The organism is Sphaerisporangium rubeum, assembly GCF_014207705.1.
Taxonomy (GTDB): Bacteria; Actinomycetota; Actinomycetes; order Streptosporangiales; family Streptosporangiaceae; genus Sphaerisporangium; species Sphaerisporangium rubeum.
Map to the genome: position 1 here is coordinate 20,015 of NZ_JACHIU010000001.1, position 25,915 is coordinate 45,929.

At 68.8% G+C, this 25,915-nt stretch carries 21 protein-coding genes and 1 tRNA gene; 12 read left to right on the top strand and 10 right to left on the bottom strand.

Features of this window, described 5'->3' with window-relative positions; genetic code table 11:
- The 4 genes from aroA to BJ992_RS00125 all read left to right on the top strand — a co-directional run bounded on the left by aroA (nucleotide 1) and on the right by BJ992_RS00125 (nucleotide 5,531).
- On the top strand, nucleotides 1–1,299 hold the full coding sequence (aroA, locus tag BJ992_RS00110) for a 3-phosphoshikimate 1-carboxyvinyltransferase (protein WP_246496855.1): 1,299 nt from the start codon (nucleotides 1–3) through the stop codon (nucleotides 1,297–1,299).
- Between the two features lie 9 nt (nucleotides 1,300–1,308).
- Nucleotides 1,309–2,835, top strand: coding sequence for an asparagine synthetase B family protein (locus BJ992_RS00115; RefSeq protein ID WP_184977917.1), 1,527 nt, complete (start codon nucleotides 1,309–1,311; stop codon nucleotides 2,833–2,835).
- Between the two features lie 28 nt (nucleotides 2,836–2,863).
- Nucleotides 2,864–3,916, top strand: coding sequence for a class I SAM-dependent methyltransferase (locus BJ992_RS00120; protein ID WP_184977918.1), 1,053 nt, complete (start codon nucleotides 2,864–2,866; stop codon nucleotides 3,914–3,916).
- Nucleotides 3,917–4,508: 592 nt separating this feature from the next.
- A complete protein-coding gene (locus BJ992_RS00125) occupies nucleotides 4,509–5,531 on the top strand; it encodes a cellulose binding domain-containing protein (RefSeq protein WP_184977919.1) in 1,023 nt (340 codons plus the stop codon).
- A gap of 353 nt (nucleotides 5,532–5,884) precedes the next feature.
- On the opposite strand, the gene BJ992_RS00130 is transcribed toward BJ992_RS00125, so the two are convergent.
- From BJ992_RS00130 to dnaA, 9 genes are all read right to left on the bottom strand, one after another.
- Nucleotides 5,885–5,958, bottom strand: a tRNA-Ile gene (locus BJ992_RS00130).
- A 178-nt stretch (nucleotides 5,959–6,136) separates the two neighbouring features.
- On the bottom strand, nucleotides 6,137–7,588 hold the full coding sequence (locus tag BJ992_RS32410; RefSeq protein ID WP_246496476.1) for a DUF3566 domain-containing protein: 1,452 nt from the start codon (nucleotides 7,586–7,588) through the stop codon (nucleotides 6,137–6,139).
- Nucleotides 7,585–10,122, bottom strand: coding sequence for a DNA gyrase subunit A (gene gyrA, locus BJ992_RS00140; RefSeq protein WP_184977920.1), 2,538 nt, complete (start codon nucleotides 10,120–10,122; stop codon nucleotides 7,585–7,587). The genes BJ992_RS32410 and gyrA overlap by 4 nt, the downstream gene beginning before the upstream one ends.
- A gap of 49 nt (nucleotides 10,123–10,171) precedes the next feature.
- Nucleotides 10,172–12,115 (bottom strand): DNA topoisomerase (ATP-hydrolyzing) subunit B, encoded by a 1,944-nt coding sequence (gene gyrB, locus BJ992_RS00145; protein WP_246496478.1) that lies wholly within the window; start codon nucleotides 12,113–12,115, stop codon nucleotides 10,172–10,174.
- A gap of 341 nt (nucleotides 12,116–12,456) precedes the next feature.
- Entirely contained in the window at nucleotides 12,457–12,981 is a 525-nt protein-coding gene (locus tag BJ992_RS00150) for a DciA family protein (RefSeq protein ID WP_184977922.1), read from the bottom strand.
- Complete coding sequence (gene recF / locus BJ992_RS00155; protein ID WP_184977923.1) at nucleotides 12,971–14,212, bottom strand: DNA replication/repair protein RecF; 1,242 nt, start codon at nucleotides 14,210–14,212, stop codon at nucleotides 12,971–12,973. Before recF ends, BJ992_RS00150 begins: the two co-directional genes overlap by 11 nt.
- A gap of 48 nt (nucleotides 14,213–14,260) precedes the next feature.
- On the bottom strand, nucleotides 14,261–15,205 hold the full coding sequence (gene gnd, locus BJ992_RS00160; protein WP_343072422.1) for a phosphogluconate dehydrogenase (NAD(+)-dependent, decarboxylating): 945 nt from the start codon (nucleotides 15,203–15,205) through the stop codon (nucleotides 14,261–14,263).
- Between the two features lie 82 nt (nucleotides 15,206–15,287).
- Nucleotides 15,288–16,424 carry a DNA polymerase III subunit beta gene (gene dnaN / locus BJ992_RS00165; protein WP_184977925.1) on the bottom strand — a complete coding sequence of 379 codons (1,137 nt, stop codon included), beginning with the start codon at nucleotides 16,422–16,424 and terminating at the stop codon, nucleotides 15,288–15,290.
- Between the two features lie 601 nt (nucleotides 16,425–17,025).
- The gene (dnaA, locus tag BJ992_RS00170; protein WP_184977926.1) at nucleotides 17,026–18,864 is read right to left on the bottom strand and encodes a chromosomal replication initiator protein DnaA; all 1,839 of its coding nucleotides are present in this window, start codon (nucleotides 18,862–18,864) and stop codon (nucleotides 17,026–17,028) included.
- 540 nt (nucleotides 18,865–19,404) lie between these two features.
- Here dnaA and rpmH point away from each other — a divergent pair.
- The 8 genes from rpmH to BJ992_RS00210 all read left to right on the top strand — a co-directional run bounded on the left by rpmH (nucleotide 19,405) and on the right by BJ992_RS00210 (nucleotide 25,058).
- On the top strand, nucleotides 19,405–19,542 hold the full coding sequence (rpmH, locus tag BJ992_RS00175; RefSeq protein WP_013885212.1) for a 50S ribosomal protein L34: 138 nt from the start codon (nucleotides 19,405–19,407) through the stop codon (nucleotides 19,540–19,542).
- A gap of 100 nt (nucleotides 19,543–19,642) precedes the next feature.
- Entirely contained in the window at nucleotides 19,643–20,038 is a 396-nt protein-coding gene (rnpA, locus tag BJ992_RS00180) for a ribonuclease P protein component (RefSeq protein ID WP_184977927.1), read from the top strand.
- A 58-nt stretch (nucleotides 20,039–20,096) separates the two neighbouring features.
- Entirely contained in the window at nucleotides 20,097–20,381 is a 285-nt protein-coding gene (yidD, locus tag BJ992_RS00185) for a membrane protein insertion efficiency factor YidD (protein WP_343072423.1), read from the top strand.
- Nucleotides 20,382–20,385: 4 nt separating this feature from the next.
- Nucleotides 20,386–21,348: a membrane protein insertase YidC gene (gene yidC / locus BJ992_RS00190; protein WP_184977929.1), complete on the top strand. Its 963-nt coding sequence runs from the start codon at nucleotides 20,386–20,388 to the stop codon at nucleotides 21,346–21,348.
- A 27-nt stretch (nucleotides 21,349–21,375) separates the two neighbouring features.
- On the top strand, nucleotides 21,376–21,876 hold the full coding sequence (locus BJ992_RS00195; protein WP_343072424.1) for a Jag family protein: 501 nt from the start codon (nucleotides 21,376–21,378) through the stop codon (nucleotides 21,874–21,876).
- Nucleotides 21,877–22,217: 341 nt separating this feature from the next.
- The gene (rsmG, locus tag BJ992_RS00200) at nucleotides 22,218–22,904 is read left to right on the top strand and encodes a 16S rRNA (guanine(527)-N(7))-methyltransferase RsmG (protein ID WP_184977930.1); all 687 of its coding nucleotides are present in this window, start codon (nucleotides 22,218–22,220) and stop codon (nucleotides 22,902–22,904) included.
- A gap of 230 nt (nucleotides 22,905–23,134) precedes the next feature.
- Nucleotides 23,135–23,968, top strand: coding sequence for a ParA family protein (locus BJ992_RS00205; RefSeq protein WP_343072958.1), 834 nt, complete (start codon nucleotides 23,135–23,137; stop codon nucleotides 23,966–23,968).
- Nucleotides 23,969–24,095: 127 nt separating this feature from the next.
- Complete coding sequence (locus BJ992_RS00210) at nucleotides 24,096–25,058, top strand: ParB/RepB/Spo0J family partition protein (protein WP_184977932.1); 963 nt, start codon at nucleotides 24,096–24,098, stop codon at nucleotides 25,056–25,058.
- Nucleotides 25,059–25,100: 42 nt separating this feature from the next.
- On the opposite strand, the gene BJ992_RS00215 is transcribed toward BJ992_RS00210, so the two are convergent.
- Nucleotides 25,101–25,760, bottom strand: a complete 660-nt coding sequence (locus tag BJ992_RS00215) for a methyltransferase domain-containing protein (protein ID WP_221474619.1) — start codon at nucleotides 25,758–25,760, stop codon at nucleotides 25,101–25,103.
- Nucleotides 25,761–25,915 lie beyond the last annotated feature (155 nt).

A 25,915-nucleotide genomic window follows, 5' to 3' on the forward strand; every position in this document is an offset into this window, starting at 1 on the left:
ATGGATGCCCTGCAGTACAACCAGATCCACGTCGCGCCGGCGAACCGGCTCGCCGGCGCCATCACCCCTCCGGCGTCCAAGAGCTCCTCGGCTCGCGCCGTACTCGCGGCGGCGCTCGCGCCGGGACGCAGCCACGTCGTCAACGTCGCGACCAGCAACAACGTGCGCGCGATGATGGACTGCTGCCGAGCACTCGGCGCGGAGATCACCGACACCGGCACCGGCGTCGAGATCGTCGGCCCGGAGGAACTGACCGCCGGCACCACACTGTGCCCGGGGAACTCCGGGATCGTGCTGCGCCTCCTCATGGGGGCCACCGCGCTCACGCGCGACGTCACGTTCATCACGCCGTACGTCGAGTCGCTCGGCCGCAGGTCCAACTCCGAGATGGTGGGTGCGCTGCGCGAACTCGGCGTGCTGTGCACCTCGACCGGCCCCGACGACCGTCTCCCCATCACGCTCGACGGTTCCGCCACGCACGGCGGCCATGTCGCGATCTCCGGAAGGAGAAGCTCGCAGTTCCTCAGCGGCCTGCTCTACCTCGGCGGCCTGCTCGGCGAGGAGCTGACCGTGACGGTGAAGGACCAGCTCAAGGCCAGGCCCATGGTGCGGACCACGCTGGACGTCCTGCGTAACGCCGGCGTGGACGTGCGGGCCTCCGACGACCTGATGGAGTTCCACGTCGACGGACGGCAGCGTTTCCAGCCGGCGCGGCACGTCGTCGGCAGCGACCCCGCCAGCACCGCGGCCCTGCTCGCCCTCGCCGCGTCGGTCGAGTCGGAGATCCGCCTGGAGAACTGTGTGCTGGAGGAGCTCGGCGGGGTCCTCGACTACCTGCGGGAGATCGGCGTCGATCTCGTCCAGGACGGGACGACGCTGACGGTCCGCGGCGGCGGGCCGCTCAAGCCGATGGACTTCGACGGCTCGATCGCCCCCGACGCCGTGCTGCCCCTCGCCGCGCTCGCCGCGCACGCCGACGGCACGAGCCGCTTCTACAACATCGAGCATCTCCGCTACAAGGAGTGCGACCGGATCAGCGACTTCCGCCACGAGCTGCGCACGGCGGGTGTGGACGCCGACGAGCGGCGCGACGAGCTGATCGTCCACGGCTCGTCCGAAGGTGTGCGCGGCGGCGTGGTCGTGGACAGCCACTACGACCACGGCGTGGTGTTCGCGATGACGCTGGTCGCGCTCCGGAGCGAGGACGGGCTGACGATCAGGAACCCCCAGTACGCCGGGCAGACCTACCCGAAGTTCTTCGACGACCTCGGTCGCCTCGGCGTGACGGTCACGGTCTAGGAGGCCGGCATGTGCGGAATCGCAGCGATGATCGACCCGCGCGCCGGCGCGGAGAGCGAGAGCGCCGTACGGCGCAGGGAGCAGGAGCTGCTCTCGATGCTCGGCCGGATCAGGCACAGGGGAGACGCCGAGTGTTTCGGTGAGCGGTGGGCCGGGCCCGGCGTCGCGCTCGGCACCAACCGCCTGGCCATCGTCGACCGCGAGCACGCGCGTCAGCCGCAGGCCGACGCCACGGGCCAGGTGCGGGTGGTGTTCAACGGCGAGCTGTACGGCTACCTGGACCTGCGCCGCGAACTCGAGGACCTCGGACATGTCTTCCGGACGTTCTCCGACACCGAGGTGCTGGTCCACGCCTACCTGGAGTGGGGTGCGGACTTCGTGGGCCGCCTCGACGGCATGTACGCCTTCGTGCTGTACGACGGACGGCAGGGGTCCTTCCTCGCCGCCAGGGACCATATCGGGATCAAACCGCTGTACTACGCCGTACGCGACGGCGTCTACTCCTTCGCGTCGGAGCAGAAGTGCCTGTGGGGCCACGGCGACGTGATCACCATGGCGCCGGGGACACGCATGCGGGACGGCGTGGTCACCAGGTACGCCGACCTGGAGACCGAACCGCCGGACCTGACGCCGGACGAGGCCGTCGCGACGTACCGGACGCTGTTCCACGAGGCCGTCAGGAAACAGGTCCAGACGGATCTGCCGATCGCCGTGATGTTCAGCGGCGGCATCGACAGCGCCGCGGTGCTGCACGTGGCGCGCAAATACCACCCGCGGGTCACCGCGGTCACCGTCGGCTTCCCCGGGGCCGCCGACATCGCGGTCGCGCGGCGGTACTGCGAGGAGTTCGGCGTCCCGCACATCGTGGCGGGCCTGGACCGGGAGGCGCTCATCGAGAGCATCCCCGACGTCGTGTACGGCTCCGAGCACTTCGAGGCGATCGACGTGTTCGACGCCTGTTTCGGCAACTTCGCCTACCACCAGGTCAGCCGGCACGGCTTCAAGGTCGCGCTGTGCGGCGAAGGCAGCGACGAGGTGCTGGCGGGCTACGACATCTTCCGCACCCACGAGGACCCGGTGGGCCTGATGCGCTACCGGGTCGGCAACCTGCACCGTACCGACCTGCAGCGCGTCGACCGGTCCAGCATGATGAACTCCGTCGAGACCAGGGTCCCGTTCATGGACCGCGACCTCCTCACGTTCTCCTACAACCTCCCCATGGACCTGAAACTCCGCGGCGGGGTGGAGAAGTGGATCCTGCGGCAGGCCTTCGAGGGAGACCTCCCGCCGTACATCGCGAACCGTCCCAAGGCACGCATGCCTGACGGCAGCGGCCTGAAGAACACGCTCGTGGAGTACGCGCGCCGGCCCGCCGACGTGGACGAGGACCTGCTGCGCGAACTCGGGATCGAGACACAGGAAGGCGCGTTCCTGCTGAGCGTGTACCTGAAGGCCGGCTTCCCCGTGCCGAAGGAACGGCACAAACGGCCCGGCTACGACTACCCCGCCAACGCCTACTTCGACTTCGTCTCTTAGCCAGTCGTCCCATGAAGGAGAGACCGCGATGGAATATCTGCCCGGCCTGACGGTCGAGAAGTTCGAGCGGCTGTTCGCCGAGAGGTTCCCCGAGATGGCGTCCGCGCTGTGGCTGCGGCGTCCCGGCGGGGAGGCGATCCTCGACCTCGGGAGGACCACGACCAACGAGTTCGGTTCCGACGACTCCGGCGGCAGAGGCGACTCGTTCCGGCGGGCACACGAACGCAGCAGCGTGAAGGCCACCGGGATGAGCAACCTGCTGGAACTGGCGACCGGCCTCACCGGCGTGGACCGCCTGCCCGCGGGCTTCCGGCTCCTCGACGTCCTCGGCGGCAGCGGCACCCTGGTGCGGGTCACGCGCGAACTGCCCCAATGGCGTACCGACAGGGACTGGATCCTGACCGGCGACGTCGCGCCGGAGATGGCCGCGCAGGCCTTCGACTACGGCCTGCCTGCCGTACGCCAGCCCGCGCAGTTCCTGCTGTGCCACGACGACGCGTTCGACGCCGTGCTGGTGGCGTACGGCGCGCACCACATCCCGGTGGAGGAGAGAAACGGCTGCTACGCGGAGGCCCAGCGGGTCCTGCGTCCCGGTGGCCGCCTGGTGGTCCACGACTTCGAGACCGGCACCCCCATGGCCCACTGGTTCGAGCAGATCGTCGACGCCTACAGCCCCACCGGCCACCAGTACACCCACTTCACCGCGACCGACTTCGAGAAGGACCTGACAGCCGCCGGCTTCACCGACGTGCGAACCGTCCGGGTCTACGACCCCATCACCATCACCGCCGACGACGCGGCGTCCGCAAGGAACCGCATGCTCTGGTACGTGCGCAACGCGTACGGCCTCACCCCCCCGGACGGCCCGACCACTGACGAGGAGGTCCTGAACTGGGTCGAGCACCTGGTCACCACCTGTCTGCGCTACACGAAGGACGACTTCGCCTCCCTGGAAGCAGTCCCCGAGCAGGTACGGTCCGCCGGAACACTGACCGTCTACGAGACCGATGAGGGCTTCCGTGCCGAACTTCCACGGATCGCTTACGTCGCGGTCGCCGTGAACGCCGACCCGGCGGCGTAGCCGAACAGATCGGCGTTCCGCCGGAACCCCACGCGGAACGCCGATCCTGCCGGCGGTCAGATCTCGACGAGGGCGAAGCACACGGTGTTGATCGGCACCACGCCGTCACGAAGCTCGACGACCGTACGAGTAGGCCCGTCGCAGTAGTGGTCGCAACGAAAAAGCCCCGCACCATGATCAGTGCGAGGCGTTCGGGCTGGTGGGCCTACCAGGACTTGAACCTGGGACCTCTTCCTTGTCAGCTCGATCCCTCTACCCGTGATGAGCTTCCGGCAGGCGGGGACGCGACACCGGAGTGAGCGACAGCGCTGGAGCCCGCAGGGCCCGCTTACCCTCGACCGGGATTGGGATTTCGCCACCCGGTGGATGCGCCGCCCGCAGACCGGTGTCGTGCGAGTCAGGCGGCACGGGCGGGCTCCGCCGATCGGCGCCGTCAGGGTCCGGCGGGCTGAAAGTTGCATCCGCGACCTGCATCCTCGCGACCCGCCTGGTCGCGTTGTCGACAGGCCGCGACACTCACTTCTACCGTCTGTGTAGCGCGTCGATCGGTATGCGGGCCACCGCTCCGCCTCCTGGCCGCCAGGGAGCCACCATGCAACGGCGAGTCATCTCCATCGTTCTCGCGGCCCTCGCCGCACTGGCCGGGCTCGGGGCGACCACGCCGGCGTTGTCGGCGACGGCTCCGGCGAGGATCGCGCCGCTCGCCGACACCACCCCGCCGACGGTTCCCACCGGGCTGAGCAGCACGGTCCGATGCAATCCCCTGTCGGTGACGCTGAACTGGACCGCCTCCACCGACAACGTGGGGGTCACCGGCTACGACGTGTACGGCGCGCCCTACAGCGGCGGCACGTTCGTCCCGGTCGGGACGACCTCGGCGACCTCGTACACCCAGCCGATCATGGGGCTGTACCTTTACGAGGTGCGGGCACGCGACGCGGCCGGCAACACCTCCGCCTTCACCGAGCCGGTTCGGGTCGTGCCGCCCCCCTGCCCGACGATGACGCCGGAGCCGCAGCCGCCCACGACGCCAGGCACGCCGACCGCGACCGTCACCTGCGGCTCGGTGACGCTGACCTGGACCGCCTCGACGGACAACGTGGGCGTCATCGGATACGAGATCTGGCGTGCACCCGGCGCCACCGGCGGCACGTTCGCCCTGGTCGGCACCACGACGACCACGTCGTTCACCCAGTCCGGTGTTGGGGTCTACCGCTTCCAGGTGCGGGCGCGTGACGCGACGGGCAACTACTCCGCCTTCACCTCACCGGTCACCGTCTACGTCCCGGCATGCCCGACCAGGGGCTGTACGGCCGTGTACAGCCCGGCCGGCGACTGGCCCGGCGCGTTCCAGGGGAAGGTGGTCGTGACCAACACCGGCACCACCGCGACCACCGGCTGGACGGTCACCCTCACCTTCCCCGGCGGTCAGCAGATCACCCGGGTCTGGAACGCCAGCCTCAACGACTTCGCCAACCCGTACACGATCACGAACGCGAGCTACAACGGAGCGCTGGCCCCCAACGCCTCCACCACCTTCGGCCTCCAGGGCACCACCACCAGCGGCGCCGACAACACCCCCATCACCACCTGCCTCCGCACCCCGTCCAGCTAGTGCGCTGTCCGGCGAAGGTTCACCGGCTCCGGCGTCGTAACAGGCGCCGGCGTCGCCGTACCACGACCCGCCGCCCCGGCGCCGGCCATCTCCTGCACATGGCCGGGGGTGGAGAGCCGGGCCCGCTGAACCCATGTGTCACCGCCTGGTGCACCGGCCGCGACCGACCCACGTTCAGGCATGCGCGGATCTCGGTCACGATGGAGATCTACACGCACGGGGACCAGGACAGTCACAGGGAAGCGATCAGCAGGATCTCAGGAGAGCTGTTCGGAGGCGGAAACGAGTGACGTTGCCGTCCCCGTTGCCGTCAAAGGCCCTGTTCCGTGATCGGAATAGGGCCTCTAGCTGGGTGGGGCTACCAGGACTTGAACCTGGGACCTCTTCCTTATCAGGGAAGCGCTCTAACCGTCTGAGCTATAGCCCCTTGCGGTGGTGCAGAGAACACTATCGCTTCCTCGGGGAGGAGGCGAATCGGTTTCCGACACCGGAAAGCTTACCTTGTGGTGGAGGTTGGGGGGACCGTTGAGGGCGCCTGACCGAGCCCTCAACGGTTGATCTTCCCCTGGGGCTCCCCGGTCCCTTCAGGGGTGGGGAGGGGTGGGTCATTCGGCTTCGCTGAAGGTCACCTCCACGCCGCCTACCAGGTCGGAGGCGACGTTGTAGATGACGGTGCCGAGGGTGGAGAGTGCGGTGATCAGGACTACGTTGACGGCGCCTAGGAGGGCTGTGTAGCCGAGGATTCTTACGGGTTCGAACCAGCTCTTGATGTCGAGGCCCGCGCTGGTGTTGCCGTCTGGGACGGTCAGCTGGGTCACGGTGCTGACTATGGAGTCGAAGACGCCCAGGGCGGACAGGACGCCGTACAGGACGGCTACGGCTACGAACAGGACGACGAAGCAGACCAGGGAGACGACGAAGCTGAACTTCATCGCGGACCAGGGTTCTATGCGGCGCAGCACCAGGTGGGCTTTGCGGGGGGCCTTGGCGGAGGGGCGGTCGCGCTGGTCGGTGCGGGTGGCGGGTTCTGTGGATGAGGCCAAGGCGGACATCGAACCTAGTCCGGAGGGTTTGGATGGTTTGGTGGGCTTGGTTGCGGGACGCGTGGCGGCGTCGGGGCGGCTTTCTGTGGGGCGAGCGGTGGGGCCGGCGCCTATGCGGGTGCCGGGGCGGGGTGGGGCGCCGGCGGAGGTGTCGGCGGCGGGGGCACGGGACGTGGCGGCCGGGTCGGGACGCGGGCCTTCACTGAAGCGTGCGGGGTCGCCGGGGCGGGGTGGGGCTCCTGGGGTGCCTGGGCCGGACGCCGGTCCCGGAGCGCCAGGGCCGGCGGCTCGGGAGGCCGAGTCCCTGGAGCCGGGAGGGCCGCCGGGGGGGTTGGAGGCCGAGGCGGCGGAGCCGGGGCCTCGGGGTGCCGTGCCTGGGGTGCCGGGGCCGGAGGCGGGGCCTCTGGATGTCGGGCCGCTGGGGGTGGAGGCGCCGGGGCCGGATGCCGAGCCGCGCGATCCCGGGCCGCCAGAGCCTGGGGTGCCGGTGTTGCCGGAGGCGGAAGGGCCGGATGCCGAGCCGCGCGGGCCGGAACCGGGGCCGCCGGTGTTGCCGACACCGACACCGACACCAGGGCTACCGAGGTTGCCGGGGCCGGCTTTGGCGGTGGGTGAGCCTGGAGCGCCGGGGGGTGGCGGGTCGCCTGCGCCGTTGGGGGTTGAGGCGCGGGGGTCGGTGGGCTTCTTCAGTGCGCGGGTGGGGCCGGCGGGGGTCCATGGGTCGTCCGACGGGACGGCGGACGAGCGGATGCGCAGGGTCGGGTCGGCGGGTTCGTCGCCGGCGCTCTTTGGCGAGGTGGCGGCATCGTCGTTGGACACGACGACCAGCCTGTCATCAGTCGGGTCCGCAGGTGAACGTCCCACGGGGGTGCCGTCCGATTTGTTTACGCTCTCCGTGACCTGGTCACGGGTCGGCGAGTTCGCCGAGGTGCGGGAGCCCTTGGCGGGGGGACGCTTGCGGCTGGTCGAGCCGGGGGGCTTGCCGGTGCCGCCGGAGTTGGACTGTGGGCTCATCGCGCGTCATCTCCCACGGTGTCCTCGCTGTCCAGTGCTTCGGCGTTGTCCAGCGCTTCGGCGCTTTCCAGCGCTTCTGCGTTGCGGGCGAGCGCAACCACGCTGTCTCCGTCCGAGAGGTTCATCAAGCGCACTCCCATGGTCTGGCGGCCGGACTGCTTGATCTCGCCCGCACTGGTCCGGATGACCCCGCCGGCCGAGGTGATCGCGAACACCTCGTCCTCGGGACTCACCATGACTGCTCCGACCAGCTTGCCACGAGCACTGACAATCTTCGCAGTCAGCACACCCTGCCCGCCTCTTCCCTGCACGGGGTACTGGTCGGCCGGCGTCCGCTTCGCATACCCGCCTTCGGTGGCGATAAGCACGTCGGGGCCGTCACTTATGACGTTCATCGCGAGGAGCTCGTCGCCGTCCATGAACCGCATGCCGATGACGCCGCTGGTGGCGCGGCCCATGGGACGCAGCGCGTCGTCGGAGGCGGTGAAGCGGATCGACTTGGCGCCGGTGGAGACCAGCAGCAGGTCGTCGTTCTCGGAGATGAGCCGGGCCGCGATGACCTCGTCGTCCTCGCGCAAGTTGATGGCGATCAGGCCGCCGGAGCGCGGCGAATCGTACTCGGCGAGCCTGGTCTTCTTCACCAGGCCGCTGCGGGTGGCGAGCACGAGGTAGGGCGAGACGTGGTAGTCACGCAGGTCGAGGACTTCCATGACATGTTCGTCGGGCTGCATGGCCAAAAGGTTCGCGAGGTGCTGCCCGCGTGCGTCGCGGCCGGCGTCGGGGAGTTCGTACGCCTTGATGCGGTAGACGCGGCCCTTGTTGGTGAAGAACAACAGCCAGTGGTGTGTCGTGGTGACGAAGAAGTGCTCGACGATGTCGTCCTGCCGCAGCTGCGCGCCGCGCACCCCCTTGCCGCCGCGCTTCTGCGCACGGTAGAGGTCGGTCTTGGTGCGCTTGGCGTAGCCACCGCGGGTGATGGTGACGACCATGTCCTCTTCGGCGATGAGGTCCTCGATGGACATGTCGCCGTCGTAGGCGATGATCTCGGTGAGGCGGTCGTCGCCGAACTTGTTGACGACCTCGGTGAGCTCGTCGGAGACGATCTGGCGCTGCCGCGACTCCGACAGCAGGATCTCCTGGTAGTCGGCGATCTGCGTCATCAGCGAGTCGTACTCGTCGGTGATCTGCTGGCGCTCCAGTGCGGCGAGCTTGCGCAGCTGCATGTCGAGGATGGCGCCGGCCTGGATCTCGTCGATCTCCAGGAGCTCCATCAGGCCGCCGGCGGCCTGCGACGCCGAGGGGGAGCGGCGGATCAGGGCGATGACCTCGTCGAGGCGGTCGAGGGCCGCGAGGAGCCCGCGCAGGATGTGGGCCCGCTCCTCGGCCTTGCGCAGGAGGTAGCGGGTCCTGCGGACCACGACCTCGATCTGGTGGCCGACGTAGTACTTGACGAACTGGTCGAGCCGCAGGGTGCGCGGCACGCCGTCGACCAGCGCGAGCATGTTGGCGCCGAACGTCGTCTGCAACTGGGTGTGCTTGTACAGGTTGTTCAGCACGACCTTGGCGACGGCGTCGCGCTTGAGGACGATCACCAGGCGCTGGCCGGTGCGCGAGGAGGTCTCGTCGCGGACGTCGGCGATGCCGCTGACCTTGCCGTCCTTGACCAGCTCGGCGATGGTGAGCGCGAGGTTGTCCGGGTTCACCTGGTACGGCAGCGCGGTGACCACCAGGCACTGACGGCCCTTGGGGTCCTCTTCGACCTCGACGATGGCCCGCATGGTGATGGAGCCGCGGCCGGTGCGGTAGGCGTCGTCGATGCCGCGGCGGCCGACGATCAGCGCGCCGGTGGGGAAGTCGGGGCCCTTGACCCGGGCGATCACGGCTTCGAGCAGTTCTTCTTCGGACGCCTCGGGGTTGTCCAGGCACCACCGGACGGCCTCGGCCACCTCGCGCAGGTTGTGCGGCGGGATGTTGGTGGCCATGCCGACGGCGATGCCGGCCGAGCCGTTGACCAGGAGGTTGGGGAACCGGGACGGCAGGACGACCGGTTCCTGGGAACGTCCGTCGTAGTTGGGCTGGAAGTCGACGGTCTCCTTGTCGATGTCCCGGAGCATCTCCATGGCGATCGGCGCGAGACGGCACTCGGTGTACCGCATGGCCGCGGCCGGGTCGTTCCCGGGGGAGCCGAAGTTGCCCTGGCCGTCGACGAGGGGGTACCGCAGCGACCAGGGCTGGGCCAGCCGCACGACGGTGTCGTAGATGGACGTGTCACCGTGCGGGTGGTAGGAGCCCATCACGTCACCGACCACGCGGGAGCACTTGAAGTAGCCGCGGTCGGGGCGGTAGCCGCCGTCGTACATGGCGTACAGGACACGCCGGTGCACCGGCTTGAGGCCGTCGCGCACGTCCGGCAAGGCTCGGGACACGATGACCGACATCGCGTAGTCCATGTAGCTGCGCTGCATCTCGGACTGGATGTCGACCGGTTCGATGCGGTTTGCAGGTGTCCCAGGAGGAATGTTGACTTCCGTCACGGGTGATGCGTCCTTTTCGAAGAAGAGTCAGTCTGTCAGGCCTGCGCTGCTACACGTCCAGGAACCGGACATCCCGTGCGTTGCGAATGATGAATGATCTGCGTGCCTCGACGTCCTCGCCCATGAGCACGGTGAACATCTCGTCGGCCTGAGCGGCGTCGTCCAGGGTGACCTGGAGCAGGACCCGGGTCTCCGGGTTCATGGTGGTCTCCCACAGCTGCGAGGCGTTCATCTCGCCGAGGCCCTTGAAGCGCTGCACGCCGTCGTGAAGGCGCGGGTCGCGCTTGCCCTGCTCGATGCCGGCCTGGATGACGGCGTCGCGCTCGCGGTCGGAGTAGGCGTAGCTCGCGTCCTCGCCGCGGCGGTCCCACTTGATCTTGTACAGCGGAGGCTGGGACAGGTAGACGTGACCGGCCTCGATGAGGGGCCGCATGAAGCGGAACAGCAGCGTGAGGAGCAGCGTGGTGATGTGCTGGCCGTCGACGTCGGCGTCCGCCATGAGGATCAGCTTGTGGTAGCGGAGCTTGGAGATGTCGAACTCGGCGTGCACGCCGGTGCCGAGCGCGGTGATCAGGGCCTGGACCTCGTTGTTCTTCAGCACCCGGTCGATGCGGGCCTTCTCGACGTTGAGGATCTTGCCGCGGATCGGAAGGATCGCCTGGAACTTCGGATCACGGCCGCCCTTGGCCGAGCCGCCGGCCGAGTCACCCTCGACGATGTACAGCTCGCATTTCTCCGGCTCGGTCCACTGGCAGTCGGCCAGCTTGCCCGGCAGGCCGGAGCCGGCCTCCAGCAGGGACTTGCGGCGCGTGAGGTCGCGGGCCTGGCGCGCCGCGATGCGCGCACGCGAAGCCTGGAGCGTCTTGTTGATGATGTCCTTGGCCTCGCCGGGGTTGCGGTCGAACCAGTCGCGCAGGGAGTCGTTACAGGTCTTCTGCACGAACGACTTGGCCTCGGTGTTGCCGAGCTTGGTCTTGGTCTGGCCCTCGAACTGCGGGTCGGCCAGCTTGACCGAGATGATGGCGGTCAGGCCCTCTCGGACGTCGTCACCGGTGAGGTTGTCGTCCTTGCCTTCTTTGAGGAACCTCTGCTCACGTGCGTAGCGGTTGACGATGGACGTCAGCGCCGAGCGGAAGCCTTCCTCGTGGGTGCCGCCCTCGGCGGTGTTGATCGTGTTGGCGAAGGTGTAGACCGATTCGGTATAGGACGCGTTCCACTGCATGGCGATCTCGACGGAGATGCCCTCGGCTTCGGCCTCGAAGTCGATCACCGAGGAGTGGACGGCTTCCTTCTTCGAGTTGATGTGACGGACGAAGTCGGCGATGCCGCCCTCGTAGTGGTAGGTCACCTCACGGGGCTCGCCGTTGACGTACTCGGGCCGCTCGTCCCGCAGGATCATCGTCAGGCCCTTGTTGAGGAACGCCATCTCCTGGAAGCGGCGCGAGAGCGTCTCGAAGCTCCACGTGGTGGTCTCGAAGATCTCGTCGTCGGCCCAGAACGTGGTCGTGGTGCCCGTCTCCTCGGCCGGCTCCCCCTTGGCCAGAGGCGCCTCGGGGACGCCTCGGACGTAGGTCTGCCGCCAGTGGTGGCCGTCGGTCTTGACCTCGATCTGCAGGCGGCTGGACAGCGCGTTGACGACGGCCGCGCCGACGCCGTGCAGGCCGCCTGAGACGGCATAGGACTTGCTGTCGAACTTGCCGCCGGCGTGCAGCACGGTCATGACGACCTCGACGGCGGGCCGCTGCTCGCCGGGGACCATGCCGACAGGTATGCCGCGGCCGTTGTCCTTGACACGGACGCCGTTGTCGGCGAGAAGAGTGATCTCGATGTGGTCGGCGTATCCGGCGAGCGCCTCGTCGACGGAGTTGTCGACGATCTCCTGGACGAGGTGGTGGAGCCCGCGCTCACCCGTCGACCCGATGTACATGCCGGGGCGCTTGCGAACCGCCTCAAGACCTTCGAGAACGGTGATAGAGCTAGCATCGTAGGACAAGTGCGAAATCCTCCTGCCGCGGACACGCGGCATGGGCACCATCATGTGGCTGCCCGTGCCGTGCCCGTCACCGTCGTGAGTGCCTCGATGCGACCACCCGGGGGATCGGCCAGTAAGCCGGGGTGACCCGCATGCGGACGTGTCCGGAATCCGATTTCATTCTACCGGTCATCCGCGGTTCAGGTGGCATTGACGGCCGCTGTGGTGGCCTGTCGGCCACTGACCCCCCCTTGCAGCACCCCCCCACCGGAGAGGGGGTCGGCCCCGCCACCGCGAATCTGATCCGTTCCGGCGGGGTCGGCGGCCTCTCATCGGCCGGAGTCGCGCCACTTGACGTGACGTCAGCCGTAGGTGTCACGAGGGCCGCGGCTCCCGGTGACCCGCAGCCCACCTCCGGGTTTCGGGCCGTTCTGCGGGCCCCGCACCTTCACACGCACCACGGTGCCGTCGCCGAGCTCTTCGTTCAGGCGCCTGACCAGGCTGGACGCGAGCAGCCTCAGCTGGGTGGCCCAGGCCGTGGAGTCGGCGACGACCAGCACCTCACCGTCGGCGAAGGTCTCGGGCTTGGTGTGCGCCGCGAGGTCGGGCCCGACGATCTCGGCCCAGCGGCCGAAGACTCCCCCGACGGCGACGGACTGCTCCCAGCCGCGGTCGGACAGAAGGTCACGGATGGCTCCGCCGAGGAGCTGGGGATCGGCGGCGTCCCTGCGGGGGGACGAACGGCGCCGGGGCTCGCGCCGGGGAAGCTGCCCCCGCTTGGCGGCGTCGGCCTTGGCCTGCGCGAGCTTCTCGCGAGCGAGGGCCGCCCCCTTGGCTGCGGTGGTCCCGGAAGTGGCCGGCGTCTCGGGCCGCGGCTCAGCGGACACGGTTCACACTTCCTTCCGCGACGTCGAACCAGGAGCCCGCGAGCTGCTCGGGTACGTCCTCGGCCACCGCGGCGGTGATCAGCACCTGCTCGGCGGAGGCCACCATCTCGGCGAGACTGCGGCGCCTGCGCGCGTCCAGCTCGGCGAACACGTCGTCGAGGATCAGCACAGGGTCACCCCCCTCGGCCTTGAGCAGGTCGTACGCGGCGAGGCGCAGCGCCAGCGCGAACGACCAGGACTCGCCGTGGCTCGCGTACCCGCGCGCGGGGAGGGGGCCGAGCCGCAGCAGCAGATCGTCCCTGTGCGGGCCGACCAGGGTGACACCACGCTCGAGCTCGGCCTGGCGGACCTCGAGCAGCGCGGCACGCAGTGCGTCCTCCAGCGCGGCGCGGTCGGCCACAGGACCGCGCGGGCCTGTGGACGACGAGGACTGATCCGTGGCGTGCTCCGGCCCTTCGTCCTCCGCCTGCGCGGTGAAGGTGGTCGCGCGGTACTCCATGTCCGCCGGAGCGGACGACGGGGCCAGTGTGGCGTAGGCGCGCGCGACGAAGGGACGTAGCGCCTCGACGAGGTCGAGGCGCGCGGCGAGGAGCTCGGCGCCGAAGCGGGCGAGCTGAGCGTCCCAGACCTCCAGAGTGCTCAGGGGGTCGCCGGCGCCGGCGGCGGCGAACGCGGCATCGGCCTCGTCGCGGCGGGCCCCCCTGCGGCGTCCTGGACGGCTCTGCGCGGCGGTGCGCAGCAGTGCGCCGCGCTGTTTGAGCACCCGCTCGTAGTCGGCGCGCACACCGGCGAAACGCGGGGCTCTGGCGACCAGCAGATCGTCGAGGAACCGACGGCGCTCGGCCGGGTCACCCTTGACCAGCGCGAGGTCCTCAGGGGCGAACAGCACGGTGCGCAGCAGCCCGAGCACGTCGCGCGGCCGCGGCACCGGCGCGCGGTTGAGGCGTGCGCGGTTGGCGCGGCCCGGGTTGATCTCCAGCTCCACCAGTGCACGGCGGTCGTCGCGGACGACGACCGAACGGATCACCGCGCGGCCCGCACCCTGCCGTACCAGCGGCGCGTCCGTCGCGACCCGGAAGCTGCCGAGCGTCGCGACGTAACCGAGGGCCTCGACGAGGTTGGTCTTGCCCTGGCCGTTCGGCCCCACGAGCGCCGTCACCCCCGGCTCCAGGGCCAGCTCCACGGTGGAGTAGGACCGGAAGTCGGTCAGCGACAGATGGGCGACACGCACCCAAGAAGGTTAGTGGGACGCTCCGACAACGGCAGCCCCCGCCGGCGTTCAGGCGTGCGGCGGGTTCACGTCGGCGCCGGGTGCGTCGGCGCCCTTGGCCCGCATGCCCTCGGCCGAGGAGACCGCGTGGCCGCCGAACTGGTTGCGCAGGGCCGCGACCATCTTCATGGCGGGGGAGTCCTCCTGGCGGGAGGAGAAGCGTGCGTACAGGGCCGCGGTGATCGCCGGCAGGGGGACGGCGTGGTCGACGGCGGCCTGGACGGTCCAGCGGCCCTCGCCGGAGTCCTCGGCGTAGCCCTTCAGCTCGGCCAGGTCGGGGTCCTCGTCGAGCGCGCGAACCAGGAGGTCGAGCAGCCACGAACGGATCACGGTGCCGGTGCGCCAGCTGCGGAACGCGCCGGGGACGTCGGTGACCACGTCGGTGGCCTCCAGCAGCTCCCAGCCCTCGGCGAACGCCTGCATGATGCCGTACTCGATGCCGTTGTGGACCATCTTGGCGAAGTGGCCCGCGCCGACCGTGCCGGCGTGCACGTAGCCGTCCTCACCCTCGGGCTTGAGTGCCTGGAAGATCGGCTGGAGCTTTTCCACATGCTGTGGATCGCCGCCGGCCATCAGCGCGTAGCCGTTCTCCAGCCCCCACACCCCGCCGCTCACGCCGACGTCGACGAAGCCGACACCGTGCTCGGCGAGCGCGTCGGCATGCTTTCTGTCGTCGAGATAGTTGGAGTTGCCGCCGTCGACCACCACGTCACCGGGGGACAGCAACTCGCCGAGCCGCATGACGGTGCTCCTGGTGGGCTCGCCGGCGGGAACCATGACCCACACGACGCGGGGAGCGACGAGCCGCGCGGCCAGCTCCTCGAGACTCGCGACGTCGCCGACCTTCGGGTCACGGTCGTACCCGACCACCTCGTGCCCGGCGCGGCGCAGCCTCTCGGCCATGTTGCCGCCCATCTTGCCGAGCCCGACCATGCCGATCTGCATCTGCGCCACCCCTCGTCGAGGTCGTCCGTGGTTCACCGGCGTACGGCTCGCGTACCCCGACCGGCCGGGAGCATGCCCCGTCGACCGGATCCTAACTGGACAACCTGATCGGCATGATGAGGTACCGGTAGTCGGGGGTTCCGCCGTCGTCCACAGGCTTTCCACCGGTGAGGATGGCCGGTTTGGTGGACGTCGTGAACTGCAGGCGTGCCATGTCGGAGTCGATCGCGCCGAGGCCCTCCAGCAGGAACTGGTGGTTGAACGCGATGTTGATCTCGTCGCCCTGGAACTCGACGGGAAGGACCTCGACCGCCTGGGCCTCGTCGCCGCTGCCGGCCTCCAGCACGACCTCGCCGCCGCGGAACGCCAGGCGCACCGGGGTGTTGCGCTCGGCGACCAGCGCGACGCGCTTGACGGCCTCCACGAAGGACGACGTCGGGATGTCGGCGTGCGCGGAGAACTCGGTGGGCAGGAGTGAGCGGTACTTGGGGAACTCGGGGTCGAGCAGGCGCGTGGTGGTGCGGCGGCCGGAGCTGGAGAAGCCGATCATGCCTTCCCCGGTGCCGCCGGTGGAGCTGAGGGCGATCTCGACCTCGGCGCCGGTGGTGAGCGACTTGGCGGTGTCGGCCAGTGTGCGTCCGGGGATCATGGCGACGGCCGAGAAGTCAGGCTGGCCCGGCTGCCATTTCAGCTCGCGTACGGCGAGGCGGTAGCGGTCGGTGGCGGCCAGGGTGACGGTGTCTCCCTCGATCTCCATCCGGACGCCGGTGAGCATGGGGAGCGTGTCATCCTTGCCGGCGGCGACGGCGACCTGTGCGACGGCGGAGGAGAACACGTCGCTGCCGACACGGCCGGCGGCGGGAGGCATCGCGGGCAGGGACGGGTAGTCCTCGGCAGGCATCGTCAACAGGGTGAACCTGGCGCTTCCACAGGTGACGACGGCCTTGGCGCCTTCCACCACGAAGTCCACAGGCTGTGCGGGAAGCGCACGGGTGATCTCGGCGAGCAGTCGGCCCGAGACCAGGACGAGGCCGGGGTCACCGGTCTGCAGCTCCAGGGTCACCTCGGCGGACACCTCGTAGTCGAAACCCGAGAGCTTGAGCTGCTGCTGCTCGGTGACCTCCAGCCGCATGCCCGCGAGCACCGGCACCGAGGGCCGTGCCGGCAGGCTCCGTGCGGTCCACGCGACCGCCTCCGCGAGTACGTCTCGCTCGACCCGGAACATCACGGGTATCCGCCTCCTGCTGTGTCGGCTGTCGTTGTTGATCGCTTGTGCCGGCTCCGCCCGCCTGGTGTGCGCTCGGTGCCGTGCACCCAAGTGTTCACTGTCCCGCGCGAGCGATGCGCCGGAACCCTTCTATGGGTCTTGAGTTCTTTGTAGGAGATACAGGTGGTCATAGTCATAGGGGCTGTGGATATGTGGAAGCTTAACGTCTTCGCAGGTCAGGGCCCGAACGTTGTCCACCGGGCCTGTGCATGGACGGTGGATATCCGAGGCCCGTCTGTGGACGGCCACGGGCTGTCCACAGTGCGTCCACAGATCGGGGGTCCGTCGTCCACTGGTTATCCACTGTTATCCCTGAGGTTTCCACCGGTTATCCACGGGGTATAAGGGGCATTTCACCTGGGGTTCCAACGCGTTCACAGGGCGTCCACAGGTTGTCCACGAGTTGTCCCCAAGTTCTCCCCAGGATGTCCCCAGATTTGTCCACAGGTTCTGGGATGGATTTTGTCGGCCGTGCGCTTGGTTGATCACGGGTTTCGCGAGTGTTCCGTACTTTCGCCCGTGCGGTCAGCGATCCACAGAGTTATCCACAGGCTGTGGATCATCAGGCGATGCGAGAGTTCTGCTTGATGCGGTTTGTCAGTTCTGTGACCTGGTTGTACATCGAGCGCCGCTCCGCCATCAGGGAACGTATCTTGCGTTCCGCGTGCATAACGGTCGTGTGGTCGCGACCGCCGAACTGCTGGCCGATCTTCGGCAGCGACAGGTCGGTGAGCTCGCGCGCGAGGTACATCGCGATCTGCCTGGCCGTCACCAGCACGCGCGAGCGCGAGCCGCCGCACAGGTCGTCGATGGACAGCCCGAAGTACGCCGCGGTCTGCGCCATGATCGTCGCGATGGTGATCTCGGTGCTGGAGTCCTCGGTGATGAGGTCCTTGAGTACGACCTCTGTGAGCTGCAGGTCCACCGACTGACGGTTGAGGCTGGCGAAGGCGGTGACCCGGATCAGCGCGCCTTCCAGCTCGCGGATGTTCGTGGAGATCTTGCTGGCGATGTACTCCAGCACGTCTCCCGGCGCGGCCAGCCCTTCTTGTATGGCCTTCTTGCGCAGGATCGCGATACGCGTCTCCAGCTCAGGAGGCTGCACGTCGGTGATCAGGCCCCACTCGAAGCGGTTGCGCAGCCGGTCCTCCAGCGTCACGAGCTGTTTCGGGGCCCGGTCGCTGGAGATGACGATCTGCTTGTTGGCGTTGTGCAGAGTATTGAAGGTGTGGAAGAACTCCTCCTGCGTCTGCTCCTTGCCTTCCAGGAACTGGATGTCGTCCACGAGCAGGATGTCGACGGCCCGGTAGCGCGCGCGGAAACCGTCGGCCTTGTGGTCGCGGATCGAGTTGATGAAGTCGTTGGTGAACTCCTCCGAGCTGACGTACCGCACCCGCGCGCCGTCGTACAACCGCTGCGCGTAGTGGCCGATGGCATGGAGAAGGTGCGTCTTGCCGAGACCGGAGTCGCCATAGATGAACAGCGGGTTGTACGCCTTGGCCGGTGCCTCCGCCACCGCGACGGCCGCGGCGTGCGCGAAGCGGTTGGAGGCGCCGATGACAAAGGTCTCGAAGGTGTATTTGGGGTTGAGCCGGGCCGGTTCGCTCGGTTTCGCTGCGGCCCGGTCACGGTTCTGGCCGTCCCAGCGGTTCTGCACAGGACGGTCGAACTCGTCGGAGTCCTGACGCGGATGCGGCGGCCGGCCCTCGGGACGGCCGGTGAACGAGGCGTCCGCCGGATATCCACCGTTCTGTGCGGGGGGGAACCCCTGGGAAGGCTCGCCGGGTGCGGCCGGTGGCGGAGCCTGGGGTGAGTCGCCGCCGGTTCTGCCAGGGAAATCGTCCTGGTGCGCGAAGTTCTCCGGCCGTTGGTACTCATCAGGCAGGTACGGCTGAGCGGGCTCGTCCGTGGAGCCGTAGGAGCCCTCGGAGTTTCCCCCGTAGGGATAGGTGAACGGCTGAGGCTGTGGGCGACCCTGTGGATAATCGGTGGACGACGAGGGGCTCTGGTACGGCGCACGGCCGCCAGATGCCTGTCCACCAGGGGATCCGTACCCGGTAGTGGGTTGTCCACCTTGTGGATAGCCGCCGGACGGCGCCTGTGGATAAGTGTCCTGCCGGGGGGCCGGGACCTCACCTGCGCCTGCCATCGGGTCGACCATGACCGCCACGCGCATCGGCCGGCCGAACTCCTGCGAGAGCGCCTGAGCGATCAGCGGTCTGAGCTTGGTCTCGAGGACGTCCTTGGCGAAGTCATTGGGTGCGGCCAAGATGATCGTGTCGTTGACCAGGCCGAACGGACGGGTCATGGTGAGCCACGCACGCTGTTGCGGAGGGACGCTGCCGTCCGCGAAGGTCCCAAGCGCCCGAGCCCAGACCGGGCCGAGGTCGACACCATCCATGGCTTCGGCCCTTCCTCCCATTGACGCGGCCCCCGCACGCTCGCCGCGGTTCGTTGTCCACAGGTGCGTCCGCGAGAGCGAACTCCGCAGGCGCCCCGCCTCGCGGCTGTCCCCACAGCGTTATCCGCAGGCGCCTTCCGCTGATCCACATCGTTTCCACACGATGTCCACAGCCCTCGTGATGCGCGACGGTGCGTATCTGCGAGGTAGAGGGAAGGTTCGGAGGGCCGACAGTAGCGCTGTGCACATCCCTGTTCAAGACGTTGTCCACAGACTAGTGGCAGGTTCGGTGAGACACGATGCACATCCTGTGGATGAAGGGTCCCCGGTGGATAACGGGGCTGTGGAATAGTGGATAACCCCAGCGGGGCAAGCGGCATCGCCGTTCTGGTTTGACCTTTGGGCCACCGGCCCCGTAACGTACGACGGTCGGCTTGTCGCGCGACGGCACTTTGGCGTGCCCGTGCATCCGGCAGGCCAAGCCCTGTGTGTCACTCGTCCGCACGCCGTGCGGGCGAAAATCCAGCCTGGAGCCCACTCGTGAGCAAGCGTACTTTCCAGCCGAACAACCGTCGCCGCGCGAAGACCCACGGCTTCCGGCTGCGCATGCGCACGCGTGCGGGTCGCGCGATCCTCGCCGCCCGCCGCCGCAAGGGCCGCTCGGAGCTCTCCGCCTGACGACGCGGAGCACCCGGGCCCTCGGTCCGCACGCCCGCCGGTCCCGCCGGCGGGCGAAAGCCGTATCCGGGCCCTTGTCACTCTGAGAGCAGGTCCTGTCGTGTTGTCCTCCGCCTTCCGCATGCGCCGCGGAGATCAGTTCGTCACGGCGATCAAGGGAGGACGGCGTGCCGGACGCCCCACCCTGGTCGCCCACCTGAGCGATCGCGGAGACCTGGCGGATCCCCCGCAGGTCGGGTTCGTGGTGAGCAAGGCGGTCGGCGGCGCGGTGGTGCGCAACCGCGTCAAGCGCCGCCTGAGACATCTCATGCGAGACCGCCTCCACTCCCTACCGCGAGGTAGCCTGCTTGTTGTACGCGCCAATCCCCAGGCGGCGTCCGCGCGTAGCGAGCTTCTCGCCGCCGAGTTGGATGTCGTCCTGGAGCGATTGATCGGCCGCCGGCACGGCGGGCCGATCGCCCGGCCGCGACGGATGGACCAAGATGAGCGGCGGTGAGTGGGGTGCCCGAGCCCAGGATCCCCCCGGGGCGAGTCACCGGCGGGCGGTCGTGACCGTGCCCGCCCCACGTCAGGCGGGGCCGGTCTCACCGGCGGCCCGCGTTCTGCTCGTCCCGATCCGGTTCTACCGCGCGTTCATCAGCCCGCTCCTCGGGCCGCGATGCCGGTTCGAGCCGTCCTGCAGTGCCTACGGGCTTGACGCCATCGCCGTGCACGGCGCACTACGAGGGCTGTGGCTGACCATCAGGCGAATCGGGCGTTGCCACCCCTTCCACCCGGGGGGTTATGACCCGGTGCCTCCGCGCCGGGTCCGGCCCGACGACGAAACGCAAGGGAGCTAGCTCGGTGGAGCTGTCATGGCTGAATTGGCTATATGAAGCAGTAGCCCAGGTCATCGCGTGGATCCACGCGGGCTACAGCACGTTCCTGCCCGCGGACAACGGCTTGAACTGGGCCCTGACCATCATCACGCTGACCGTGCTGATGCGTCTGCTGATCTTCCCGCTCTTCATGAAGCAGATGCGCTCGTCGCGGAAGATGCAGGAGCTCGCTCCCAAGGTTCAAGAGCTGCGCAAGCGCTACAAGAACGACAAGCAGCGCATGAACCAGGAGGTGATGAAGGTCTACCAGGAGGGTGGGGCCAACCCGCTCGGCGGGTGCCTGCCCATCGTGGCGCAGTTCCCGATCTTCATCTCCATGTTCACCGTGCTGCGGGCCATCGCCGAGGACCAGGCCAAGTACGGCATGACCCAGGAACTGGTGAACAGCGCTCGTTCGGCCCACGTGTTCGGCGCGCCGATCCCCGCGACGTTCTTCACCAGCTCCGAGCACATCTTGGCGCTCGACGCCGACCCGGTCGTCACCAAGATCGTTCTCGGCATCTTCGTGGCGGTCAGCTCCGCGACGACCTTCCTGACCGTGCGGCAGAGCGTCACCCGGTCGATGGCCCAGATGCCGGACAACCCGATGGCGCAGCAGCAGAAGATCCTGATGTACATCTCGCCGCTGTTCGCGATCTTCAGCCTGAACTTCGCGCTCGGCCTTATTCTTTACTGGGTCACCACCAACCTGTGGACGCTCGGTCAGCAACACTGGTTCTACAGCCGTCACCCGATGCCGGTCGTCGACGCCAAGGGCAACGTGGTGCAGCCCGAGCCGAAGCCCGGGTTGCTGAGCAGGTTCCTGCCCGGCAAGCCCGCCGCCGAGGAGCCCGCGGACGCGCCAGTGGACGAGCCCGCACCCAAGGTGATCCGTCAGCAGCCCACCCGGCAGCCGCGCAGCAAGCGCTCGGGAAGCAAGAAGTCCTAGCCGGTTGTCTCGAAGGGGAGTTCGGACGTGACCGAAGTGAACGAGGGGCAGGCCCCGCAGGCCGCGCCGGACATCAATGCCCTGGAGCAGGAGGGCGAGATCGCGGCGGACTACCTCGAAGGGTTGCTGGACATCGCCGACCTCGACGGCGACATCGACATGGACGTCGAAGGGGACCGGGCCCTGGTGTCGATCGTCGACATCAAGGGTGGCGACCTGGTGGGGGAGAACGGCGAGGTGCTCGAAGCCCTGCAGGAGCTCACCCGGCTGGCCGTGCATCGGCGCACCGGTGAGCGTTCCCGGTTGATGCTCGATGTCGGCGGCTTCCGTCACGGCCGGCGGATCGAGCTGAGCAAGCTCGCCACCAAGACCGCCGAGGACGTCAAGCGGTCCGGAGAGGCCCGGTCGCTGCAGCCGATGACGCCGTTCGAGCGCAAGATCGTGCACGACGCCGTCGCCGCGGCGGGGCTGCGCAGTGAGTCCGAGGGTGAGGAGCCGCAGCGTTTCGTGGTGGTGCTCCCCGCCTGAGCCGTCCGGCACGTGCAAGGGGCCGCCGATCCCGTGGGATCGGCGGCCCCTGCCGGTTCCCCGGCCCTTGAGCCGACGTTCGCTGTAGTTCGCTGGCGTCCGCCGAACGAGCCGGGCAACCCGATGCGTCACCTCCATTGGTAGTGCCTCTCCCCCGCTTTCGCATGGGTGTCGTGCGGCTTCCGGCGGAAATACGGCCAGGTTCTGACCGTCCGGAGACCCTTTGTTGACGGATGGAGCCATGCGGACCGTCCACAGCCGCTCGCGTCGATCACGTCGTGGTGGCCCGCGCCGGTTACCCTTACGCGGAAGATGTTGTGACCGGTCTGGTTGAGTGAGTGATGGCGGAAAGCGAACAGCTGCCCGAAGCGCCCGCGGAGGCGCAAGAGGTCTTCACCGGCGACGCGTGGCCTCGCGCCGAGGCGTACGCGGCGATGCTGGCCGGTCCAGGCGTGGTCCGAGGGCTGCTCGGTCCGCGTGAGGTGCCACGCGTCTGGGACCGCCATCTGCTCAACTGCGCGGTGGTCGCCGAGGCGGTCCCCGCGGAGGCGAGCCTTGTGGACATCGGCTCGGGTGCCGGGTTGCCCGGCATCGTGCTGGCCATCGTGCGGCCTGACATCACGGTCACCTTGCTGGAGCCGTTGCTGCGACGCACGACCTTCCTTGAGGAGTGCGTGGCCGGGCTGAAGCTGTCCAATGTCGAGGTGGTGCGCGGCCGCGCCGAGGAGCTGGCCGGCAAGCAGGTCTTCGACGTCGTCTCGGCCAGAGCGGTGGCACCGCTCGACCGGCTGCTGTCGTGGTCGATGCCGCTGCTGCGCGAGGGGGGTCAGCTGCTGGCGATGAAGGGGGAGCGCGCGGCGGAGGAGCTGGACGCCGCTTCAGAACAATTACGGTCGTATGGAGTGCGGACCGCCGAGCTTGTCACCGTCGGGCGCGGTAGGGTCGTTCCGCCCACGACTCTTGTCCGGGTGGTCGCCGGACGCCCCGCCCGGAGCGCGCAAGGTGCACGCCGCCGACGGAAGAGGTGACGGTCATGCCGGGTACGTCCACCGGCCTCGGCTGGCCGGATCGTCCCGTCGTCGCGTCGGAGGGGAGACCCTCCGGCCTCGGCTGGCCTTCCGGCACCATTCCATCCACCCCGGTGGAAAGGACGACGACCGTGTCCCAGCCCCCTTACACCCCAGGCGATTCGCCGCTGGTCCGAGAGGCGCTCAGCTCAGTGGTTTCACGTGAAACAGCCCCGTCAACCCCCGTTTCGATCGGCTACCTCCCCTCCCGGCAGGACGGCGACTGGCCCCGTCCGCCACGTCAGCGGATCATCACGATAGCCAACCAGAAGGGCGGCGTCGGCAAGACGACGACCGCCGTCAATCTCGCGGCGGGCCTGTCGATGCACGGTCAGCGTGTGCTGGTCGTCGACCTCGACCCGCAGGGCAACGCGTCCACCGCACTGTCGGTCGAGCACCGCGGCGACATCCCGTCGGTCTACCAGGTGCTGGTGGAGGACATGGCGCTGCGCGACATCGTCAGCCCGGTTCCCGACATGCCGAACCTCTACTGTGCACCCGCCACCATCGGGCTGGCCGGCGCGGAGATCGAGCTGGTCTCGCTGGTGGCCAGGGAAGCCCGGCTCAAGCGTGCGCTGGAGGCGTTCGACTCGATCGAGCTGGACTACATCCTGATCGACTGCCCGCCGTCCCTCGGTCTGCTGACCGTGAACGCCATGGTGGCGGCGGAGGAGGTGCTGATCCCGATCCAGTGCGAGTACTACGCCTTGGAAGGAGTCAGCCAGCTCCTGCAGAACGTCGAGCTGGTCCGCGTCCACCTCAACCAGTCGCTGCGGGTGTCCACCATCCTGCTCACCATGTACGACGGCCGCACCCGCCTGGCGTCGCAGGTGGCCGACGAGGTCAGGTCCCACTTCGGCGAATCGGTGCTCGACACGGTGATCCCGCGCAGCGTGCGGGTCTCGGAGGCGCCGAGCTACGGGCAGTCGGTGCTCACGTACGACGCGGGGTCCAGCGGCGCCATGGCTTACATGGACGCGGCGCGTGAGATCGCCTTCCGAGGCGCGGCGGTCAGCGGAAAGTGATCCGGCCTGGTGCCGGTACGCTCCTGTGGAGCGTGCCCGCGCCGATCCGGTGGAACGTCAAAATGAAGACGAGGCGCGGTCGGGGGCGGTGGTAGCCCACGAAAGACCGGTCGGGCGAGGAGGAGTCGTGGCCCAGCAGAGGCGTGTCGGACTGGGGAAGGGTCTCGGGGCCCTGATCCCCACCGGGCCGCTCGTCGACGTGCGGACTCCCGGCACGGTCGCGGCACCGCCGCAGGAGGACAACGGACTCAAGCCGATCGACGGCGCGTACTTCATGGAGGTGCCGCTCGAAGCGATCACCCCCAACCCGCGCCAGCCACGTGACATCTTCGACGAGGAGGCGCTGCAGGAGCTCGCCGACTCGATCCGGGAGGTCGGCCTCCTCCAGCCGATCGTGGTGCGGTCGACCGGCGCCGGCCGGTACGAGCTGATCATGGGGGAGCGGCGCTGGCGCGCCTCCCAGCTGCTCGACCTCAAGGTCATTCCCGCCATCGTGCGCGACACCCAGGACGACGCGCTGCTGCGCGACGCGCTGATCGAGAACCTTCAGCGCGAACAGCTCAACGCTCTGGAAGAGGCGGCCGCCTACCGTCAGCTCCTGGACGACTTCGGCGCGACCCACGAGCAACTGGCCCAGCGTGTCGGACGCTCGCGATCCCACATCACCAACACCCTGCGCCTGCTGAACCTCCCGACGGCCGTCCAGTGGCGCGTCGCCGCCGGCACCATCAGCGCCGGTCACGCACGGGCCCTGCTCGGCCTGAGCGACGCCGCGGCCCAGGAGCATCTCGCCGACCGCATCGTCGCCGAGGGACTGTCGGTCCGCACCGTCGAAGAGATCGTCTCCTTGGGAGAGGCCACCGCGGCCCCGGCTCCGCGGGCCCGCCGCCAGAAGGCACTGCCGGAACCCGCGCTCACGTCGCTGGCCGACCGCCTCTCCGACCACTTCGAGACCCGGGTCCGCGTGGACATGGGCCGCCACAAGGGCCGTATCGTCGTCGAGTTCGCCACCCTGGACGACCTGGAACGCATCATCACCACCATGGCCCCTGCCGCCGCCACTCCCCTCGACTCCGGCGACGAGGTCTGAGCTCCGCACCGGAACGCGGTGGCCGGCTGACGGGTCCAGCGGCTAGAGCCGTCTGATCGTCGCGAGCCAAGCCGGAGCGCCGTCGTCGTGGATCCTTGTCTCGACCCGGTTCGGCTCCACGGCGGTGACGTCCCACCCGGCATCACGGGTGAACGCCGCCGGAAGGTCGTCGCGGCCAACCGGGTGCGGGCCGGTGCCGGAACCTTCGTCGCTGAAGCACAGCACGTACAGGGTGCCGCCTGGCTCGGTCACGGAGGCGACGCTCGCCGCGTATTCACGCCGCTCGACGGCGTCGAAACTGTGGAACAACCCGCAGTCCAGCACCGTCTCGAACGTCCGCCGCAACTCCCCCAGACCGAAGGCGTCGGCTGTGACGAACTCGGCCCCGAGCCCCCGAGCCGCGGCCTTGGCCCGCGCGACCGCCAGCGCCGTTCCCGCCACGTCGACACCCACGACGGGCAGGCCCAGCGAAGCGATGTGCAGAGCGTGCTCACCGGTGCCGCACCCGACGTCCAGCACCGAACCGGAGAACGCACCTCTTGACGCCAGGCGTACGACAGCCTGCTGCGGCCGGCCGATGTCCCAGGGAGGCGGGCCGTCGTGGTACGACGCGTCCCACGGCACTCCTGTCATGCGTTCGTGGCTGGTGGGGAACCGGCCACCGAACGGATCGCCGGTCGAAGTCCCTGGTCCGTCGGACACCTCGTCCCTCCTTGGCACTGATTTCGTCCATCGCCATGCTGCGTCTGCCCGTGCGGAGCCGCCGGATTCGTCCGAGCGGGGTTCAGCGGTCGTGCCGCCGGCAGGGTGAGGGTGACCCGACTTCGACGCGTGCCCCCGGTGGCGGGTCGGCTCAG